Source organism: Rhizobium viscosum (assembly GCF_014873945.1).
GTDB classification, from domain to species: Bacteria; Pseudomonadota; Alphaproteobacteria; order Rhizobiales; family Rhizobiaceae; genus Rhizobium; species Rhizobium viscosum.
In genome coordinates this window covers 1,792,250-1,806,540 of sequence record NZ_JADBEC010000001.1, presented here as the reverse complement: position 1 = coordinate 1,806,540, position 14,291 = coordinate 1,792,250, and the positions used below count along the sequence as shown (strand labels likewise).

12 protein-coding genes are annotated in these 14,291 nt (G+C 59.8%); 7 read left to right on the top strand and 5 right to left on the bottom strand.

The window, feature by feature from the left end:
* Positions 1 to 4: 4 nt before the first annotated feature.
* The 5 genes from H4W29_RS09080 to H4W29_RS09060 form a co-directional block, all read right to left on the bottom strand.
* Positions 5 to 1,279 (bottom strand): Gfo/Idh/MocA family protein, encoded by a 1,275-nt coding sequence (locus H4W29_RS09080; RefSeq protein WP_192728633.1) that lies wholly within the window; start codon positions 1,277 to 1,279, stop codon positions 5 to 7.
* Between the two features lie 46 nt (positions 1,280 to 1,325).
* Positions 1,326 to 2,156 carry a sugar phosphate isomerase/epimerase family protein gene (locus H4W29_RS09075; RefSeq protein ID WP_192728632.1) on the bottom strand — a complete coding sequence of 277 codons (831 nt, stop codon included), beginning with the start codon at positions 2,154 to 2,156 and terminating at the stop codon, positions 1,326 to 1,328.
* Between the two features lie 31 nt (positions 2,157 to 2,187).
* A complete protein-coding gene (locus tag H4W29_RS09070) occupies positions 2,188 to 3,351 on the bottom strand; it encodes a dihydrodipicolinate synthase family protein (RefSeq protein WP_192728631.1) in 1,164 nt (387 codons plus the stop codon).
* A 3-nt stretch (positions 3,352 to 3,354) separates the two neighbouring features.
* Positions 3,355 to 4,503 carry a Gfo/Idh/MocA family protein gene (locus H4W29_RS09065; protein WP_192728630.1) on the bottom strand — a complete coding sequence of 383 codons (1,149 nt, stop codon included), beginning with the start codon at positions 4,501 to 4,503 and terminating at the stop codon, positions 3,355 to 3,357.
* Between the two features lie 133 nt (positions 4,504 to 4,636).
* Entirely contained in the window at positions 4,637 to 5,311 is a 675-nt protein-coding gene (locus H4W29_RS09060) for a TetR/AcrR family transcriptional regulator (protein WP_192728629.1), read from the bottom strand.
* Between the two features lie 207 nt (positions 5,312 to 5,518).
* Here H4W29_RS09060 and H4W29_RS09055 point away from each other — a divergent pair, with 207 nt between their 5' ends.
* The 7 genes from H4W29_RS09055 to H4W29_RS09025 all read left to right on the top strand — a co-directional run bounded on the left by H4W29_RS09055 (position 5,519) and on the right by H4W29_RS09025 (position 14,252).
* Entirely contained in the window at positions 5,519 to 6,805 is a 1,287-nt protein-coding gene (locus tag H4W29_RS09055; protein ID WP_192728628.1) for an ABC transporter substrate-binding protein, read from the top strand.
* 6 nt (positions 6,806 to 6,811) lie between these two features.
* Entirely contained in the window at positions 6,812 to 7,771 is a 960-nt protein-coding gene (locus H4W29_RS09050; RefSeq protein WP_165911866.1) for a carbohydrate ABC transporter permease, read from the top strand.
* Entirely contained in the window at positions 7,764 to 8,651 is an 888-nt protein-coding gene (locus H4W29_RS09045; RefSeq protein ID WP_376776552.1) for a carbohydrate ABC transporter permease, read from the top strand. Before H4W29_RS09050 ends, H4W29_RS09045 begins: the two co-directional genes overlap by 8 nt.
* A 36-nt stretch (positions 8,652 to 8,687) precedes the next feature.
* Entirely contained in the window at positions 8,688 to 9,761 is a 1,074-nt protein-coding gene (locus H4W29_RS09040) for a Gfo/Idh/MocA family protein (protein WP_192728627.1), read from the top strand.
* A 16-nt stretch (positions 9,762 to 9,777) separates the two neighbouring features.
* On the top strand, positions 9,778 to 10,854 hold the full coding sequence (locus H4W29_RS09035; RefSeq protein ID WP_192728626.1) for an ABC transporter ATP-binding protein: 1,077 nt from the start codon (positions 9,778 to 9,780) through the stop codon (positions 10,852 to 10,854).
* Between the two features lie 71 nt (positions 10,855 to 10,925).
* A complete protein-coding gene (locus H4W29_RS09030) occupies positions 10,926 to 11,801 on the top strand; it encodes a phosphotransferase (protein WP_192728625.1) in 876 nt (291 codons plus the stop codon).
* Complete coding sequence (locus H4W29_RS09025; protein WP_192728624.1) at positions 11,802 to 14,252, top strand: GcvT family protein; 2,451 nt, start codon at positions 11,802 to 11,804, stop codon at positions 14,250 to 14,252.
* Positions 14,253 to 14,291 lie beyond the last annotated feature (39 nt).

Sequence of the window (14,291 nt, the reverse complement as noted above, 5' to 3'; positions counted from 1 at the left end):
CGTCTTACGACGCCTTCAGCGAGTTCGGCGAACCGTCATTGGCAAGCTCCGGCATAAGGTCCGAGATATTGACGACCTTGCCGGTACGCGAGCTTGTCAGCGCCGCGATGCCACACAGCACGGACATGGCGCCGGCCCGTGTGCCGGCCCGTTGCGCGAGCCTGTCCTGCATATCGGGCTTGAAAATCATGTTGCGCATTCGGTCGTCGCCACCGTAATGGCCGCCGGAGAAATGCGGCACCGTGATGCGCTCGACGGCCTCCTTGCCGTGCGGGAAGTTGCGGATCAGCAGGATCGTGTCTTCCTTCGGCTCTTCCCACGGCTGCGCTTCATATTGGCGGATTTCGATACGGCCTTTGGTGCCGTTAAAAGCCAGATGATGACCTTCGATCGGCTGGAACGTGTTCAGCGAATAGGAGACATGGACATTGTTTCGGTAGCGGATCGAAACAACCATCGTATCGGGAATGTCGATATCCTCGCGAAAAACGCAGCCGTCGCGGAAATAGCCGTCGATCTTCGAGGGATCCTCGTAAAGCGTGTCGAGAAAAGGATCATTTTCGAGATCGAGATAGTAATCGCACTCATGGCTGTGCGGACAGAGCTTGCAGCGCGGACCGCGGAAAGGCCCCTTGCGGCCATAATTCTGCAGGTCGGCAAAGGAGGTCACGGCATCGGGGTCGCTGTCCAGATACCAGTTCAGAAGGTCGAAATGGTGTGTCGCCTTGTGAACGAAGAGGCTGCCGGAATTTTCCGTATAGGCATGCCAGCGCCGGAAATAGTCGGCGCCGTGCTTGGTGTTGAGATACCAGTGAAAATCGACCGAGGTTACGCGGCCGATCTCGCCGGAATTCAGGAGTTCCTTGATCTTTGCAGCCGTCGGGGCATAGCGATAGTTGAAGGAAACGTCGACCCGGCGGCCGGTGCGCTTTTCGGCATCCAGAATCCGGCGAATCTTTTCCACCGAAGTCGTCATCGGCTTTTCGGTGATCACGTCGATGCCGGATTCCAGGGCACGCACGATGATATCGTCATGCGTATGGTCGGGCGTGCAAACGATCGCCAGATCCGGCTTCTGCTCTGCCAGCATCGCATCGATGTTTTCATAGAGCGGCGCGTTGCTGCCGATCATGGTGCGGGCGCGCTCGCCGCGCAGCGAATTCTTCTCGACGATCGCAGTCAGGTCGACATGCTCGCGCCAGCCGGAAAGCAGATCCTTGCCCCACATCGTGGTGCCGCGGTTACCGGTGCCGACTAGGGCAAAACGGCGTTTCTCCATCGAATGATTCCTCCTTCATACGTGATGAAACGATTGGATTTTAAAACTAGACTTGGCAGCAGCTCCTGAAGCGCTCGACGCAGGTGGCGATCACCTCATCGGCCGGACGCTTCCACCAGTTCTCAGCAGAGAAGATTTCGACCTCCTGCGCGCCGAAGAAGCCGGCGGCTTCCACCATCCGTCTTATGCCTTTGAGATCGATGACGCCATCGCCCATCATGCCGCGGTCGAGCAGCATGTCCTTGGTCGGCACCAGCCAGTCGCAGATGTGGTGGGCAAAGATGCGTTTCATGCGTCCGGCACGGGCAATCTGGTTGGCAAGATCAGGATCCCACCAGATGTGATAGACATCGACGGCAACACCGACATCCTCGCCGAGTTGCTCGCACATATCGAGAGCCTGGCCAAGCGTGTTCACGCAGGCACGGTCGGCGGCATACATCGGATGCAGCGGCTCGATCGCGAGCTTCACGCCCGAAGCCTGCGCATGCGGCAGCACGGCAGCGATGCCGTCGAACACCATCTTCCGGGCCGCAACGATATCCTTCGAACTGCCGGGCAGGCCGCCAACGACGAGCACGAGACAATCGGCCGAAAACGCCGCCGCCTCGTCGATAGCCCGTCTGTTGTCGTCGAGGTTCTTTTGCCACTCGCCCTCGCTTGCCGCCGGAAAGAAGCCGCCGCGGCAGAGCCCGGTCAGCTTGATACCGTTCGATTTGACGATACGCACCGCCTCGTCGAGGCCGGCCTTGGCGACCTGATCGCGCCAGGGCGCGATCGAGGTGATGCCGTGTTTCAGGCAGATATCGACGGCTTCGGCAAAGCCGCACTGCTCGCGGATCGTCGCAAGGTTGATCGAAAGTCCTTCGACCTGCATGTCATTCCCCTCCCATTGCCATTGCCGACGCTCAGTGAACGCCGTGGACGGCAAGCACCTGCTTCATCCGATTAGTCGCGACTTCCGGATCGGCGAGAACCCGAGCCTTGTCGGCAAGGCGGAAAAGCTCCGCCAGATGCGTCAGCGAGCGCGTGCTCTGCTGGCCGCCGATCATCGTGAAATGATCCTGCAACCCGTTGAGATAGGCGAGGAAAACGACGCCGGTCTTGTAGAAGCGGGTCGGCGCTTTGAAGATGTGGCGCGACAGCGGAACGGTCGGCTCGAGCAGGTCGAAGAATTCGTGGTTGCTCTTGCGGCCAAGCGCGTCGAGTGCGGCCGAAGCGGCAGGCGCGATGGCGTCAAAGATGCCGAGCAGGGCATCCGAATGGCCATGCTCGTCGCCAGCGATCAGTTCGGCGTAGTTGAAGTCATCGCCGGTATACATGCGCACGCCTTTCGGCAGCTGCCGGCGCATAGTCACTTCCTTCTCCTTGGAAAGAAGCGAAATCTTGATGCCGTCGACCTTTGCGGCATTGGCTTCGATGACCTGCAGGCAGGTTTCCATTGCCTTCAGATGGTCCCCATTGCCCCAATAACCCGCAAGCGCCGGGTCGAACATTTCACCAAGCCAATGGATGACGACGGGTTCTTTTACCTGGCGAAGGATCCGGTCATAGACCTTGCTATAATCGTCCGGGCCCTTGGCTGCGGCGGCAAGAGCGCGGCTCGCCATGAGGATGATGCGACCACCGGCGGCTTCCACCGTCTCGATCTGCTCCTCATAAGCCCTAATGATCGTGTCGATAGTCACATCGGGACCGGGCGTCAGATGGTCGGTGCCGGCACCGCATGCAATGAGTGCGTCCTTGCGGCCGGCGGCTTCGGCAAGCGCCCGGCGGATCAGTTCGCGGGCTTCCGGCCAGCCGAGCCCCATGCCGCGCTGCGCCGTATCCATCGCTTCGGCAACGCCGAGGCCGAGATCCCAGAGGCGATGGCGGAAGGCGAGGGTACGTTCCCAGTCGATCGCCGGTGTCAGCCAGGGATCATTGTCGGCGAATGGATCGGCGACGACGTGGGCGGCGGCAAAGGCAATGCGCGGGAAGCTCTTGGCATCCCGCTTCTTGAGTTCGATCGGCGCGCCGGTCAGCGTATAGGGGATGATCTTGCCGTCTAGGGGAAGATTGATCGTCGTCACGGCTCAGAACTCCAGCGTGGGAACATCGAGCCAGCGGCGCTCGGCCCAGGATTTCAGGCCGAGTTCTGCAAGCTGCACGCCCTTGGCGCCGGCTTCCAGCCCGTAGGGCCATGGAGCATCTTCGACGACGTGACGGATGAACATCTCCCACTGCGCCTTGAAACCGTTGTCGAAGGCCTGCGTATCCGGCACTTCGTCCCAGGTCTTGTAGAAATCGATCGTCTGCGGTTGGTCGGGATTCCAGACCGGCTTCGGCGTGTTGACGCGATGCTGACTCCAGCATTTGGTGAGGCCGGCAACGGCAGAGCCGTGCGTGCCGTCCACCTGGAAAGTCACGAGGTCGTCGCGGCGCACGCGCACCGCCCAGGAGGAGTTGATCTGCGCGATCGCGCCGCCTTCCAGCTCGAAGGTCGCATAGGCTGCATCATCGGTGTCGCAGTTGTAGGGCTTGCCCTGTTCATCGATACGCTGCGGAATATGGGTGGCGCCCAGGCACGAAACGGCCTTTACTTCGCCGAAGAGATTGTCGAGCACATAACGCCAGTGGCACAGCATATCGAGAATGATGCCGCCGCCATCGGCCTTGCGGTAGTTCCAGGACGGGCGCTGGGCCGGGACGCCCCAGTCGCCTTCGAAGACCCAGTAGCCGAATTCGCCGCGCACCGAGAGGATCTTGCCGAAGAAGCCGGAATCGCGCAGCAGCGCCAGTTTGCGCAGGCCGGGCAGGAACAGTTTGTCCTGCACGACGCCGTGCTTGAGGCCGGAGCCGCGCGCCTTGCGGGCGAGGTCGATCGCCACCTGCAGATCGTCGGAGATAGGCTTTTCGCAATAGACGTGCTTGCCTGCATCGAGCGCCTTGGACAGCAGTTCTGCGCGCATCAGCGTCGTTCCGGCATCGAAGAAGATGGTGTCATCGGGATTGGCGAGCGCAGCATCAAGATCGGTGGACCAGCGCTTGATATTATGCTTGCGGGCAAGCTCCTCCATCTTTGCGCCGTTGCGGCCGACGATGATCGGATCGATTTCCAGTTTCTCGCCTGATTTCAGCGTGATGCCGCCCTGATCGCGAAAGGCGAGGATCGAGCGAACGAGGTGCTGGTTGTAACCCATACGGCCGGTAACGCCGTGCAAAATGATCCCCAAACGTGCCACTTTTTCCTCCCTGGAAGCTTTTATGCATCGGGAGCGGGCAGTCAGGCCCGACCCTCCCGAGTTGGTAACTAAACAGTTACTTGATGGCAGAAGAGGAATATTGCTGTCAATAGCCAATTCGGTTTTTTGAAAATCAGCGCTTTATCGAAGCGAGCGTGACGTGAACGATGTGGCGTTCCCAAGCCTCGAGGTTGGCTGGCGTGATGAGATCGCGGCCGAAGATCGTCGAAAGCGTGTACTGGTTGGACAGGTAGAAATAGCCAAGTGAGGCGATTGTCAGATAGACATGCAGGGGATCGGCAGTCTCGATGAAGACGCCAGCCTTCTTACCTTCTTCCAGCACCTGCGAAAGCTCGCCGATCAGGTGCGAATGCAGCTCCTTGAGCCGCACGGACTGGCGCAGCCAACGGGCGCGGTGCAGGTTTTCCGTGCCGAGAAGGCTAAGGAATTCCGGATGCTGCAGGAAGTAGCGCCAGGTGAAGAGAGCAAGTTCCCCAATGCCTTCCTCAGGGCTGCGGGTGCCGATATTCAGTGCGCGCTCCGCTGTGCGGATGCTGACATAGGCTTCCTCCAGCACGCGTAGATAGAGCTGCTCCTTATCGCCAAAATAGTGGTAGAGCATGCGCTTATTGGTGCCGGCACGCTCGGCGATGGAATCGACTCGCGCACCACCCATGCCGTTTTCGGCAAATTCCCGCGTCGCGGCTTCAAGAATGGCTGCGCGCGTGCGCTCCGGATCGCGCTGAGCGGTTCGCTCGGCGGATGGACGCTTGGTCTTCTTTTTTGCGCTCTCCCCGGTGTCGTTCATGCGATTTCCCCTATCTTCCCTATGTTGTGCTGATAAAGCTTAAGCGGGAGAATGTAAAAACCCGAATTGATCAACGAAACTGGGTCACCAACACCGCTTGACAGCCCGGAGGCTTTGAACATAACTTGTAACCAATTAGTTATTTGTTGCAAGATAGCTAATTCGGAAGCGTGTGGAGGCGCTTCCTGTTGGGAGGAGGAAACCAATATGACTTTTCGCGTAAGCAGACGTAATTTCATGGCGGGAGGCGCAACGCTTCTTTCGCTTTCGGCGCTCGGAAACAGCGCTTTTGCCCAGGAAAACCGCCTGCGTCTCATCTGGTGGGGTTCTCAGCCGCGGGCTGACCGCACCAACAAGGTCTCCGACCTTTTCAAGGCGCAGCACAGCGGCGTTTCGATCACCGGCGAATTCCTCGGATGGGCCGATTACTGGCCGCGTCTCGCCACGCAGGTGGCTGGCCGCAACGCTCCCGACGTCATCCAGATGGACTATCGCTACATCGTCGAATATGCCCGGCGCGGCGCTCTCGCTCCGCTGGAATCCTACATGCCTTCGAAGCTGCAGCTCGATGATTTCGACCCGGCGCAGATCGAAGGCGGCAAGGTCGATGGACACTTCTACGGCGTCAGCCTCGGCGCAAACTCGGCAGCGACCGTCATCAACACCGTTGCCTTCAAAGAAGCCGGCATCGACGTGCCGACCAACAAGACGACTTGGGAGGAATTCGGCAAAATCGGTGCTGAAATCACCAAGGCCGGCAAGCGCAAGGGCTATTTCGGCTTTGCCGATGGCAGTGGCGGTGAACCGCTCTTCGAAAATTACCTGCGTCAGCGCGGCAAGGCGCTTTACACGTCGGATTCGAAGATTGCCTTCGGTGCCGAGGATGCTTCCGAATGGTTCGACATGTGGGCCAAGTTCCGTGAGGCCGGCGCCTGCGTAACGCCCGATATTCAGGCGCTCTACAAGGATACGATCGATACCAGCCCGCTGACCGTCGGAAAGGCTGCCTGCGATTATGCCCATTCCAACCAGTTCGTTGGCTATCAGGCGATGGTCAAGGACAAGTTGATGCTCAGCAACTATATGAGGATCAAGCCGGACTCGAAGGGCGGTCACTACCGCAAGCCTTCGATGTTCTTCTCGGTTTCCGCCCAGTCCAAGGCGATCGATCAGGCTGTCGATTACGTGAACTTCTTCGTCAAGAACCCCGATGCCGCCAAGATCCTCGATGTCGAGCGCGGTATTCCGGAATCGAAGGCGATGCGCGACGTCGTTGCCGGCACGCTCGATGAAACCGGCAAGGTCCCGCTCGAATATGTCAGCGGTCTCGGCGATCTCGCAGGCCCGCTTCCGCCCCCGCCGCCGACCGGTGCCGGCGAAGGCCAAGTTGTCCTGCGCACTATCTCGGAGCAGGTCGCTTTCGGCCAGCTTACGCCTGCTGATGCTGGCAAGCAGCTCGTGGATGAAATCACGCGAATTCTCGCGCGGGGTTGATCTTATATGACCAATGCGATGCGCACGTCCGCAGGGACGGTAACTGTGGAAAGATATCAGGGAGTACGGGCTGACGGACGCTTCCGGCGGCTGTGGAATGCCAATGCTCCCGGCTATCTTTTTCTGCTTCCGTGGCTGATAGGCTTCTTCGGCCTGACGCTCGGCCCGGCCCTGATTTCGCTCTACCTCTCCTTCACCGACTTCGACATGTTGAGGGCGCCGGGATGGGTAGGGGCCGCAAACTACGTGCGCATCGCCACGGCCGATCCGAAATTCGCTTCGGCCATGTCCGTCACGCTGACCTATGTCGTGCTGTCGGTTCCCTTCAAGCTGACCTTCGCGCTACTCGTCGCGCTTGCCCTGAACAGGGGTCTGCGCGGCCTGCCGATCTACCGCGCGATTTTCTACCTTCCGTCGCTTCTCGGCGGCAGCGTGGCGATTGCCGTGCTGTGGCGCCAGCTTTTCGCCAGCGATGGTCTCGTGAACGCCGCACTCTCGCATTTCGGCATCGTCGGCCCGAGCTGGATCTCGCATCCGAGCTATTCGATCTACACGCTGGTCGCGCTCTCCGTCTGGCAGTTCGGCTCGCCGATGATCATCTTCCTGGCCGGCCTGCGGCAGATCCCGCAGGACATGTATGAGGCTGCAAGCCTCGACGGTGCCTCGAAATTCCGCCAGTTCTACAAGATCACCCTGCCGCTTTTGACGCCGGTGATCTTCTTCAACGCTGTCGTTCAGACGATCGATGCGTTCAAGGCCTTCACGCCGGCCTTCATCATATCAGGCGGTACCGGCGGCCCGATCAATTCGACGCTGTTCTATACGCTCTATCTCTATCAGGAAGCCTTCGGCAATTTCCGCATGGGCTACGCCTCGGCACTCGCCTGGATCCTCGTGGTGATCATCGCGATCTTCACCGCCTTCTCCTTCCTGACCTCGCGCTACTGGGTGCACTACGATGACTGAGATGACCGCTTCCGTCACCGCGGCCAGGCCGCCATCGGATATCACCAAACGCAGCCTGCCGGCTTCGATCATCATCCATGCGCTGCTGATCGCCGCCTCGCTTCTGATGCTCTATCCGCTCTTGTGGATGGTGTCCGCATCGGTCAGGCCGGAAAACGAGATCTTCTCCTCGACTTCGCTCATTCCGTCGTCGGTCGATTTCTCGTCCTATGTGCGCGGCTGGACCGGCCTCGACATTACCTTTGGCCGCTTCTTCTGGAATTCGCTCGTCATCTCGCTGCTGGTTGTCGCTGGCAACGTCATTGCCTGCTCGCTGACCGCCTTTGCCTTCGCGCGGCTGCGTTTTGCTGGCCGGAATTTCTGGTTCGCGATCATGCTCGGCACGCTGATGATCCCCTATCACGTGACACTGATCCCGCAATATGTGCTCTTCCTCGATCTCGGCTGGGTCAACACCATCCTGCCGCTGGTCGTGCCGAAGTTCCTGGCGAGCGACGCCTTCTTCATCTTCCTCATGGTGCAGTTCTTCCGCGGCATCCCGCGCGAACTCGATGAAGCTGCCATGATGGACGGCTGCAGCGCCTGGCGCATCTATTGGAAGATCATGCTGCCGCTATCGCTGCCGGTTCTGGCAACGGCCGCCATCTTCTCGTTCATCTGGACCTGGGACGATTTCTTCGGTCCGCTGATCTACTTGAATGACATGAACACCTACACGATCCAACTCGGCCTGCGCACCTTCGTGGACTCCACCAGCGCATCGGACTGGGGCGGACTGTTTGCCATGTCGACGCTGACCCTCGTGCCCGTGTTCTTCTTCTTCCTGTTCTTCCAGCGCCTCTTGATCGAGGGCATCGCCACGACCGGCATGAAGCGTTGATGGACCGGGCAGGAAAGCCAGACAGGATAAAATGACATGAGCATCAAGACAGTCGCGATCGTCGGCTGCGGTATCGGCCGCTCTCACATCGTCGAAGGCTACCTGCCGCATCCAGACAAGTTCAAGGTCGCAGCGATCTGCGACCTGAACGAAGAACGCCTGAAGACGATCGGCGACGAATTCGGAATCGAGCGGCGCACGACCTCCTTCGATGAACTGCTTGCTGATGACAGCATCGACATCATCGATATCTGCACGCCGCCCGGTATCCATAAGGAGCAGGTCATCGCAGCACTTGCCGCCGGCAAGCATGTGGTCTGCGAAAAGCCGCTCACCGGCTCGCTCGCCAGTGCCGACGAAATCATCGCGGCCGAAAAGACTGCCAAGGGCACGCTGATGCCGATCTTCCAATATCGGTATGGCGATGGCGTCGAAAAGGCCAAGCGCATCATCGATGCCGGTCTTGCCGGCAAGTTCTATATGGGCTCGGTCGAAACCTTCTGGCGCCGCAAGCCGGAATATTATTCCGTGCCCTGGCGCGGCAAATGGGCAACCGAACTCGGTGGCGTGCTCGTTACTCATGCACTGCATCTGCACGACATGCTCTTCTATCTCGCCGGCCCGGCAACCCGTGTCTTCGGCCGTGTGGCCACACGCGTCAACGAGATCGAGGTCGAAGACTGCGCCTCTGTCAGCCTGCAGATGCAGAACGGTGCTTTCGTCTCGCTGTCCTGCACGCTTGGTTCGCAGAACGAAATCAGCCGGCTCCGGCTTCATTTCGAAAACATCACTTTCGAAAGCAATCATGAGGCCTATGCACCAGGCCAGGATCCCTGGCAGATCATCGCTGCCAATGATGAAGTACAGGCGAAGATCGATGCCGTCATCGCCGACTGGCAGCCCGTGCCGTTGCGCTTCAACACGCAGATGCTGCGCTTCCACGATTATCTGATGGGCACGGGATCGCTTCCGGTGACGAGCGCGGATGCAAGGCGCGCGCTGGAACTGGTCACGGCTATCTACCAATCCTCCGATAGCGGCGCCGATGTCGCCCTGCCGATCGGTCCTGACAGCCCGAAATACGCCGACTGGCGTGCAAGAACCAAATAAGAGGGGATTTCGGAACATGGCAACGAGTGTCGTTCTTCAGAAGGTCGAGAAGCGCTATGGCCAGCTGGATGTTATCCACGGCATCGACCTGACGATCGATCCCGGCGAATTCGCCGTTTTCGTCGGCCCGTCAGGCTGCGGCAAGTCCACACTGCTGCGCATGATTGCGGGCCTCGAGGAAATCTCCGGAGGCGCGCTGCTGCTCGACAATGAGCGCATGAACGAAGTGACGCCCGCCAAGCGCGGCATCGCCATGGTCTTCCAGTCCTATGCGCTCTATCCGCATATGTCGGTCTACAAGAACCTTGCCTTCGGCCTCGAAACGGCGGGCTACAAGAAGGCCGAGATCGAGCCGAAGGTGCGCCGTGCCGCGCAGATCCTGCAGATCGAGAAGCTACTCGAACGCAAGCCGAAGGCGCTCTCGGGCGGCCAGCGCCAGCGTGTCGCGATCGGCCGCGCCATCGTGCGCGAGCCGCGCATCTTCCTCTTTGACGAGCCGCTGTCCAACCTCGATGCCGAACTGCGCGTGCAGATGCGCGTGGAGATTTCCCGCCTGCATCGCAGCCTCGGCAACACGATGATCTACGTCACCCACGATCAGGTGGAGGCCATGACGATGGCCGACAAGATTGTCGTCCTGAATTCCGGCCGCATTGAACAGGTCGGCGCTCCGCTCGACCTTTACAACAATCCCGCCAACCGTTTCGTCGCCGGTTTCATCGGCAGCCCGAAGATGAACTTCCTCAATGCCAGGATCGAGAGCGTCACTGACACTGGCTCGACGCTCAATGTCTGCGGCAACGCCATTCAGCTCGACCGCCGGCTTGCCGGACAGGCGGGGCAGGACGTCACCTTCGGCATCCGCCCTGAACATCTTGCGTTGACGGAAGGCGGCACGGTTCTTTCGACCGTCAATGTCGATCTCGTCGAAAATCTCGGCGGCGCCACGATGCTCTACGCAACGACGCCGGACAATCAGGCGCTGACCATTGCGCTCGATGGCCAGCAGAAGGTCGAGCGCGGCACCAACGTGAAGGCGTCCTTCGATCCGGCACGCTGTCACGTTTTCGACGCCACCGGCAAGACGATCTGAAAAAAGCCGCGGCTTGACAGCCGATCCCTCTCAAGCCCATCATTTCCTTGAGGGCTACGAGGGGGATACGCGTGACGCCTGAAGAGAGGATTCATGCGCTTGGCATCTGGCGAGGCCCGATCGATATAGCCCCGATCACCGGAGGCCTCACCAACCGGAACTACCTGGTGAGAGATGGCGCGCAGCGTCGCGTCGTCCGTCTGGGCGATGATATTCCGGTTCATCATATCAGCAGGCAGAACGAGCTTGCGGCGAGCCGTGCCGCTCATGCGGCCGGCATCTCGCCCGCCGTTATCCATCACGTGCCAGGTGTGCTGGTTCTCGACTTCATCGATGCCGCGCCGCTGTCGCCCGAAGACATCCGCAAGCCGGAAACGCTTGCTCGTGTCATTCCGTTGATCCGTGCCTGCCATCACGACATGGCCCGCCATTTTCGTGGTCAGGCGATGATCTTCTGGGTCTTCCATGTGGTCAGGGATTATGTCGCCAACCTAAGGGCTGCAAACAGTCGGTATGTGCCGTTGCTGAACGGCCTGCTTGAGAAGGCGGAGCGTCTTGAGCGGGCGGCAGGTCCCTTCGAAATCGTCTTCGGCCACAATGATCTGCTGGCCACCAATTTCCTCGACGATGGCCGGCGGCTTTGGCTGATCGACTGGGATTATGCAGGCTTCAACACGCCGCTCTTCGATCTCGGCGGCCTTGCCTCTAACAGCGAGTTTTCGGAAGAGGCGGAGCGCCTCATGCTGGAAACCTATTTCGATCAGCCGCTGACGGGTGATCTCAGCCGCCGCTACCAGGCCATGAAATGCGCCTCGCTGCTGCGCGAGACGCTCTGGAGTATGATCTCCGAGATCCATTCGACCATCGATTTCGACTACGCTGCCTATACCGCCGAAAATCTCGCCCGCTTCGAGCGCGCCTATCGGGCATTTGAACAGGATCATTGAATGACGAAGGAATTACCGAAGACGGCAAAGGCCGTGGTCATCGGCGGCGGCATCATTGGCTGCTCGACCGCCTATCATCTGGCCAAGCTTGGCTGGACCGATACGGTGCTGCTGGAGCGTAAGAAGCTGACGTCAGGCACGACATTCCACGCCGCCGGCCTCGTCGGGCAATTGCGTACCAGCGCCAACATCACCCAGCTTCTGGGATATTCCGTCGATCTCTACAAGAAGCTTGAAGCCGAGACCGGTCTTGGCACCGGCTGGAAGATGAATGGCGGCTTGCGGCTTGCCTGCAATGAGGAACGCTGGACCGAGGTTAAGCGCCAGGCGACGACGGCGCAGTCATTCGGCCTCGAAATGCATCTTCTGAATCCGCAGGAGGCCTTTGATCTCTGGCCGCTGATGACGGTAGACGATCTCGTCGGCGCCGCCTATCTGCCGACGGATGGACAGGCCAATCCTTCCGATATCACCCAGGCGCTGGCAAAAGGCGCCCGCATGGCCGGCGTCTCGATCTTCGAGGATACAGAAGTTCTCGACCTCGAAATCGACAAGGGCAGAATCCGCGCCGTCATCACGGCACAAGGCCGCATCGAATGCGAACGGGTCGTGGTCTGCGCCGGCCAATGGACCCGCAGCTTTGCCGCTCGCTTCGGAGTCAACGTGCCGCTCGTCTCCGTCGAACATCAGTATATCATCACCGAATCCTTCGGCGTGCCCTCCAATCTTCCCACGTTGCGCGATCCCGATCGGCTGACCTATTACAAGGAGGAGGTCGGTGGCATGGTCATGGGCGGCTACGAGCCGAACCCTATTGGCTGGGCTCTGGACGGCATTCCCGAGGGCTTCCACTATACGCTGCTCGACAGCAACTTCGATCATTTCGAGCAGATCATGGAGCAGGCGCTCGGCCGTGTCCCGGCGCTTGAAAATGCCGGCATCAAACAGCTTCTGAACGGGCCTGAGAGTTTTACGCCCGACGGCAACTTCATTCTTGGCGAGGCACCGGAACTGAAGAATTTCTTCGTCGGTGCCGGTTTCAACGCTTTCGGCATTGCGTCTGCCGGTGGCGCCGGCATGGCGCTTGCCGAATGGGTGACGAAGGGCGAGCCGCCCTACGATCTCTGGCCGGTCGATATCCGCCGCTTCGGCCGCCCGCATTTCGATACGGACTGGGTTCGCACGAGAACGCTGGAGGCCTACGGCAAACACTACACGCTGGCTTTCCCCTTCGAGGAATACTCGAGCGGCCGCCCTTGCCGCAAGTCGCCGCTCTATGAACGGCTGAAGGCGCAGGGCGCCTGCTTCGGCGAAAAGCTCGGCTGGGAGCGGCCGAACTGGTTTGCCGATCTCTTCTCCAATGAAGAGCCGAGGGACATCTATACCTACGGCCGCCAGAACTGGTTCGATGCCGTCGGCCGCGAGCACAAGGCGGTGCGCGAGGCAGCCGTCATCTTCGACCAGACCTCCTTTGCCAAATTCGTGCTGAAGGGTAGGGATGCCGAGGCTGCCTTGTCATGGATTGCCGCCAATGACGTCGCAAAGCCCGAGGGATCGCTGATCTACACGCAGATGCTGAACGAAAAGGGTGGCATCGAATGCGACGTCACCTGCGCACGCATCGCCGAAAACGAATATTACATCGTCACCGGGACCGGTTTTGCCACGCACGATTTCGACTGGATCTCGCGTAGCATTCCCGACGGCCTCCACGCCGAACTCGTCGACGTCACCTCGGCTTACACTGTGCTCTCACTGATGGGACCGAATGCTCGTGCCATTCTCGAAAAGGTCACGACCAGCGATGTTTCCAATGCCGCTTTTCCCTTCGGTCGCGTCAAGACGATCGGTATCGCCGGCTGCCCTGTCCGGGCGCTACGCATCACCTATGTCGGTGAGCTCGGTTATGAGCTGCACGTGCCGATCGAATACGCAACGACCGTCTATGACGCTCTGATGGCCGCGGACGGCCAGTTCGGCCTCATCAATGCCGGTTACCGCGCCATCGAAAGCTGCCGCCTGGAAAAGGGCTATCGCGCCTGGGGTTCCGATATCGGCCCTGATCACACGCCTGTTGAAGCCGGCCTCGGCTGGGCGGTGAAGACGCGAAAGAACACGCCCTTCAAGGGCCGCGAGGCGATCGAGCGTCAGCTCGAAAGCGGTGTGAAGAAGATGCTAGCCTGCTTCGTACCTGACGATCCCGATATTGTGCTGCTCGGTCGCGAGACCATCTATCGTGACGGCAAGCGCGTCGGCTGGCTCTCCAGCGGCGGCTTCGGCTACACCATCGGCAGATCGATCGGTTATGGCTATGTCCGTAATCCTGACGGCGTAACGGAGGATTTTGTCCTCTCCGGCACGTATGAACTGGATGTCGCCCGCGAGCGCGTGCCCTGCAAGGTTTCGTTGAAGCCGCTCTATGACCCCGAAATGAAGCGAATAAAGGCTTAGAGCAATTGCAATGGGAACCGATTCCCCTGGCGTATTCTC